Here is a 5306-nt window from a genome sequence, read left to right as displayed (position 1 = left end):
GCACCGTGGGGCACATCTGCCGATCGGCCCCCGGAGCTGCGCATCGCCTCCGACGACGCTCAGCTCGCCGAGTGGTTGAGCGACGGCAGCGGACGTCCGACGGCGGTGGAGTCCGGCGACATGTGGCGCACGATCGGCGCTGCCCCGATCGGTGATCGCCGGCGACTCAACGAGCTCCCACTCGACCTTCTCGACGTGTGCATCGATGGGACGATCGTGCACGCGGTCGCTCACGTGGTCGCCCATCTGCCGTGGCGACGCGGCGGCTGGCTGCGGGGTCCGGTGATCGCCGTGATGAACGCGGAGTTCGTGCGCGACTACGACGTTGCTCCTCGCGGCCACCCGAACGACGGCCGGGCCGAGACGCTGCAGATCGACCCCGGGATGTCGCTTCGACAACGTCTCGCCGTGCGCACCCGGATGCGCAATGCCAGCCATCTGCCGCATCCACAGATCCACACGCGTTCGATCCGCCACGTCGAGTTCGCTGCACTGCCCGGCCTCCATGTCTCGGTCGACGGCCGTGATCACGGGATCGCTCACGAGCTCGCGATCGACGTTCGCTCCGACGCTGCGATGTTGTACGCATGATGTGCGCTTCCGGCACGATCTCGATGCATCCCTGCTCACGGGCTCGCGCGATCCCGGTCGGAACCGTCGGCGGGCCGTAGAGTCTCCTCTCGTGGCTGTGTACGTGCCCGAGTCGTTCACCTCGGACGAAGCCGACGTCCTGCGTCGGTACTTCACGAACCTGGATGGCCCCGTTTTCGCCCTCGTGAACCTTCCCGAGGTCGTCAAGGGGGCATTGTTCGCGCGGTACAGCCGGAGCCCGAAGTCTCTGCGCCGACTCTTCCTCGATGAGTTCGTCGGGGATCTCGACATCCGTGGCGATCAGTCGATCGATGCCACCGTCGGTCTGGACCGTGCCGAGCAGCTCTACGAACGGGTCTTCTTCGACTACGGCGATGATTCCGTCGCTCAGCTCGGCGGTGTGCATCTCGCCTGTGAGCAGGCATCGAATCTGCTCACCAAGGTCCTGGAGTGGGGTCGGCTGATGAGCTACCTCGAGCAGAGCACGCGCTACATCGCCTACGACAGCAGGCTCGGCGGGCGATACCGGTACCACCGGGACCCCGCCGTGCTGGCCTCGCCACTCGGGACGCGCTACGTCGGCGACCTCGACCGCATCTTCGATGCCTACAGCCAGTGCGCGGAGTTCGTCACCGACCACGTCCGAGCGACGGTCCAGCGTGGACCCGACGACAGCGAGTTCGTGTACCGCACAGCGACCCGGGCCAAGGCGCTCGATGCCGTGCGCGGGATGCTTCCGGCGGCTGCGACGTCGAACGTCGGGATCTACGGAACGGGACAGGCATTCGAGGCGCTCCTGTTGCGGATGCGTTCGCACCCGCTGCCCGAGGCGCGTGCCTATTCGGACCTGATGTTGCACGAGTTGCGCAAGGTGATTCCGAGCTTCCTCCGTCGGGTCGACATCTCGGACCGTGGCGGTCGCTGGAGCGAGTACCTCGCGGACACTCGCGAGCGCTCGGGCGAAGTGGTGGCCGAACTCCTCGGTGGGACGCCGGTCGCGCCGGCTGCCGAGGTGACCCTCGTCGACTTCGATCCCGACGCGGAGGACAACATCCTCGCTGCGATCTGTTACTCCCATTCATCGCTTCCGGAGTCGCAGATCCTCGAGAAGGTCCGATCCTTCGGTGCCGACGAACGGATCTCGCTGCTCCAGGCGTACATCGGCGAGCGTCAGAACCGGCGCCACAAGCCGGGTCGGGCTTTCGAGCGGAGCTTCTACCGGTTCGACGTGCTGAGCGACTACGGAGCATTCCGCGACATGCAGCGCCACCGCATGCTGACGATCGAGTGGCAGCGCCTGACGCCGAATCACGGCTACACGCGGCCCGAACTCGTCGAGGAGGCCGGCGTCGGAGGACTGTTCGACGAGACGATGCACCGCTCGGCAGCGCTGCACGACGACCTCCTCGAGTCGTACCCGGAACAGGCGTCGTACGCGGTCGCCATGGCGTATCGCATGCGGTACAACATGCAATTCAACGTGCGTGAGGCGTTCCACATGCTCGAGTTGCGCTCGTCCCCGCAGGGGCATCCGTCGTATCGGAGGGTCGCGCTCGACATGCACCGGCTGATCGCTGAACAGGCCGGTCACCGTGCGCTCGCGGCGGCGATGATTTTCATGACGACCGAGGCGCCCGAACTCGAACGGCTCGAATCCGAACGGCGAGCAGAGCAGCGGCGGGACACACCCAGCGATCTGTGACGGGTGTCACAGTCCTGCCATCCGACGGTCGCCACGCTGTTGCGTATGCTCCGCCGGACCGACCCTGCAACCGCACGGTCCCCAATTTCGACACGAATGAGCGATCACGAGCAACATGGCTGAGGACGAGATCTTGGACGACGACATCGAGAAAGACGATGGTGACGACGAGGAGGCGACCCCTGACGACCCCGATGCCGACGAACTCGACGATGACGATGACGACCCTGTCGTCGTCGACGATGACGATGACGACGCCGTCGATGACGACGATGACGACGAAGACGACGAGGACGAGGCGCCTCGAACCAAGCGCAAGAAGCGCAAGGACGATGACGACGATGACGATGACGACGACCTCGTCGACGACGACGACGTCGAGGAGGACCTCGACAAGATCCTGAAAGATCGTCTGGTCGCCAAAGACGACGACGACGACGATGACGACGACACCGATCCCTCGCCCGGCGACACGCGGGGAGAGGGTGGCGAGCGGCTGCAGCCGAAGCAGCAGAACGAGCAACTCTGCAACTCGTGCTTCCTGCTCGTGAAGTCGTCGGCTCCGAACTGCCCGGTCGGCGACGACGACTGTCCGATCTTCTCCTGAGGTCGATCCTCGCATGACGCACCGACGCCAACGAAGCGATGCTTCGTCGGCCGTACGGGCTGCGTTCGATGTGCTGGTCTTCGCTCCGCTCGGGTTCGGCGCGCTGTTGATCGAGGACTCCTCGGCCGCGGTCGACCGTGCCCGTCAGGAACTGTCCAATGCTCGCTTCATCGGTCGTTTCGCCGTCGATCAGGGGGTGGCCCAGATGCGCAGCAGGCTCGGGTCCCCGGCGACGGACGACCCACCACGGTCGATGACCGCGGCGACCTCCGATGCACCGCAAGGCGTACCTCAGGTCGCACCGCAAGGCACACCGCAACGGGCACCTCAACGTGATGTCGCGGTGACGATCCCCGTGGTTCCTCCCGCCGGCGGCGGGGTCGACGCGGCTGAGGCCGACGATCCCGATCAACCGGACGAGCTTGTCCGGTCGGACGAGCTGGCGCTGCCGGACTACGACACACTTCCGGCGATCGACATCGTCGCCAAGCTCGCGACGCTCGGCGTCGAGGACCGCACCGCGATCGAACGGTACGAGTCGGCGCACCGACGCCGGCGCACGGTGCTGGGCAAGCTCGCTCAGCTGGCCGAGCAGTGATCGATCCGCTCGTCCGTCGGGTCGATCCCGACGACGGTGACGACCTGGCACAGCTCGAACTCCTCGAGGTCGAGGCCCGTGCCGCGCTCGTCGGCCAGCGCGGCGGAGAGCGGTGGCTGATCGAGCATCCCGAGGTCGGACCGGGGTGGGCCGACCTGTGCCGCGCGGACAGCTCGGACGTGGTCGTCGGCCACATCGGTGACACCATCGCCGGATATCTCGCCGCCACGCTGGGACCCGACGGGATCATCCGGGTCGATCAGGTGTGGGTGACGCCCAACGCTCGCGAGAACGGTTTCGGCGATGCGATGCTCGCTGCCGTGATGGAGCGGGCGCGGAACGCAGGCGCACTCGCGGTGCAGGGCGAGTCGCTGCCGGGGGACCGGCACACGAAGAACCTGTATGAGCGCGCCGGAATCGTCGCCCGGCTCATCACGACCTACCGCGAACTCTGAGTCGCGGTCATCTCCGGGTCAGCGGCCGGTCCATTCGGGGGCGCGCTTCTCGATGAACGCCGTGAGGCCTTCCTTCAGGTCCTCCGACGACATCACGGTGCCCATCGCCGAGTTCGTCATCTTCTTGAGGGCGTCGTCGTCCGCGTAGGCGCTGGCGAGCACGACCTTGCGGCTCTCCCAGACTGCGAGTGGAGCGTTGGCGGTGATCTGGTCGGCCAGGCGCATCGCCTCCTCGGTCGCCTCGCCCGGCTCGACCAGGCGTGACACCAATCCGAGTTCGTAGGCCCGCTTCGCGGGGATCGGCTCGCCGGTGAGGATCGCTTCCATCGCTGCGGCCTGACCGATCGCACGTGGCAGGCGGAACAGTCCACCGGCACCGGCGACCAGATTCCGCTTGACCTCGGCGAGGCCGAACGCCGATCGGTTGGTGGCCACGACCAGGTCGGCAGCGAGAACGATCTCACATCCACCAGCGGTTGCGAGCCCGTCGACGGCGGCGATGACCGGCTTCTTGCGTTCCCGGTAGACGAAGCCCGCGAAGTTCCCGCGCTTGGTGCTGAGTCGGGCTGCGTCGCCGCTGTTGATCGCCTTGAGGTCGGCGCCGGCGCAGAAGACCGGCTTCGACTGTCCCTCGGTGTTCGCCTGGAGCACACCGATCCAGATGTCGTCGTCGGCCTCCATCTGGTCGATCGCCGCTTCCATCGCCTCGGCGACGTCACCATTGACGGCGTTGCGCGCGTCGGGTCGGTTCAGCGTGATGAGCGCGATGCGCCCGCGTGTTTCGTACGTGACGATGTCAGACATGACCGCCGAGCGTAGGTCTCGCCCGGACGGCCCGGCGAATCAGATCAATCGTCGGTGGACGCCTCGGAGGTCGTCGCCGGTTCGGGGGTCGTCGCCGGTTCGGGGGTCGACGCCGGGGGAGTGGCACTCTCGGTCGGCTGTGCTTCCGGCTCCGGAGCGGAATCGACCGTCGGCTCCACCGTCGGCTCCGACGAGGGTGTGTCGGGCGTCGACACGGCCGCGGGTGTCGGTTCCGGTGCGGGTGTCGGTTCTGCTGCTGGCACCGATTCCGGCGCGGGGTCAGCGTTCGCTGCCTCCGGCTTGGCGTCCGAGTCGGTTTTTGCCTCGCGCTTCGGGTCGGGTGTGCGCTCCGCCTTGGGCTTGCGGTCCGACTCCGCGCCGGGCTTCGATTCCGAACGGTCCCGGTTGCCGGAGCGGTCGTCGGACTTCGGTCCACCGCCATCGCGACGCGCCGGCTTCTTGCGCTTCTCGTTGCGCGGGCCGGGACGCAGCGGCTTGGGCCGCGGGGTTCCGGCGGGAACCTCGACGCCGAGCAGCTCAGCGATCTGG

General features: G+C 67.1%; 6 protein-coding genes and 1 pseudogene. 5 read left to right on the top strand and 2 right to left on the bottom strand.

The window, feature by feature from the left end:
* The 5 genes from WBV89_RS15765 to WBV89_RS15745 form a co-directional block, all read left to right on the top strand.
* On the top strand, window positions 1-591 hold a 591-nt coding region (locus tag WBV89_RS15765; protein ID WP_423982300.1), incomplete at its 5' end, for a hypothetical protein.
* 91 nt (window positions 592-682) lie between these two features.
* Entirely contained in the window at window positions 683-2293 is a 1611-nt protein-coding gene (locus WBV89_RS15760; protein ID WP_423982299.1) for an FAD-dependent thymidylate synthase, read from the top strand.
* Window positions 2294-2408: 115 nt separating this feature from the next.
* Window positions 2409-2900, top strand: coding sequence for a hypothetical protein (locus WBV89_RS15755; protein WP_423982298.1), 492 nt, complete (start codon window positions 2409-2411; stop codon window positions 2898-2900).
* 13 nt (window positions 2901-2913) lie between these two features.
* Complete coding sequence (locus WBV89_RS15750) at window positions 2914-3498, top strand: hypothetical protein (RefSeq protein WP_423982297.1); 585 nt, start codon at window positions 2914-2916, stop codon at window positions 3496-3498.
* The gene (locus WBV89_RS15745; protein WP_423982296.1) at window positions 3495-3953 is read left to right on the top strand and encodes a GNAT family N-acetyltransferase; all 459 of its coding nucleotides are present in this window, start codon (window positions 3495-3497) and stop codon (window positions 3951-3953) included. Before WBV89_RS15750 ends, WBV89_RS15745 begins: the two co-directional genes overlap by 4 nt.
* Window positions 3954-3971: 18 nt before the next feature.
* Here the strand turns inward: WBV89_RS15745 and WBV89_RS15740 are convergent, their stop codons facing one another.
* A complete protein-coding gene (locus WBV89_RS15740; RefSeq protein ID WP_423982295.1) occupies window positions 3972-4757 on the bottom strand; it encodes a crotonase/enoyl-CoA hydratase family protein in 786 nt (261 codons plus the stop codon).
* Window positions 4758-4801: 44 nt separating this feature from the next.
* Window positions 4802-5306, bottom strand: a pseudogene (locus tag WBV89_RS15735) (hypothetical protein); the annotation flags it as partial.

Source organism: Ilumatobacter sp. (assembly GCF_049588435.1).
Classification (GTDB): domain Bacteria; phylum Actinomycetota; class Acidimicrobiia; order Acidimicrobiales; family Ilumatobacteraceae; genus Ilumatobacter_A.
Note: the sequence above shows the minus strand (reverse complement) of the source record. Positions and strands in the feature narration are given on the sequence as shown.

Excerpts from the sequence above, each read along its gene's own strand:
- WBV89_RS15755 (WP_423982298.1), top strand. The coding sequence starts at position 2,409 with ATGGCTGAGGACGAGATCTTGGACGACGACATCGAGAAAGACGATGGT.
- WBV89_RS15750 (WP_423982297.1), top strand. The coding sequence starts at position 2,914 with ATGACGCACCGACGCCAACGAAGCGATGCTTCGTCGGCCGTACGGGCT.
- WBV89_RS15740 (WP_423982295.1), bottom strand. The coding sequence starts at position 4,757 with ATGTCTGACATCGTCACGTACGAAACACGCGGGCGCATCGCGCTCATC.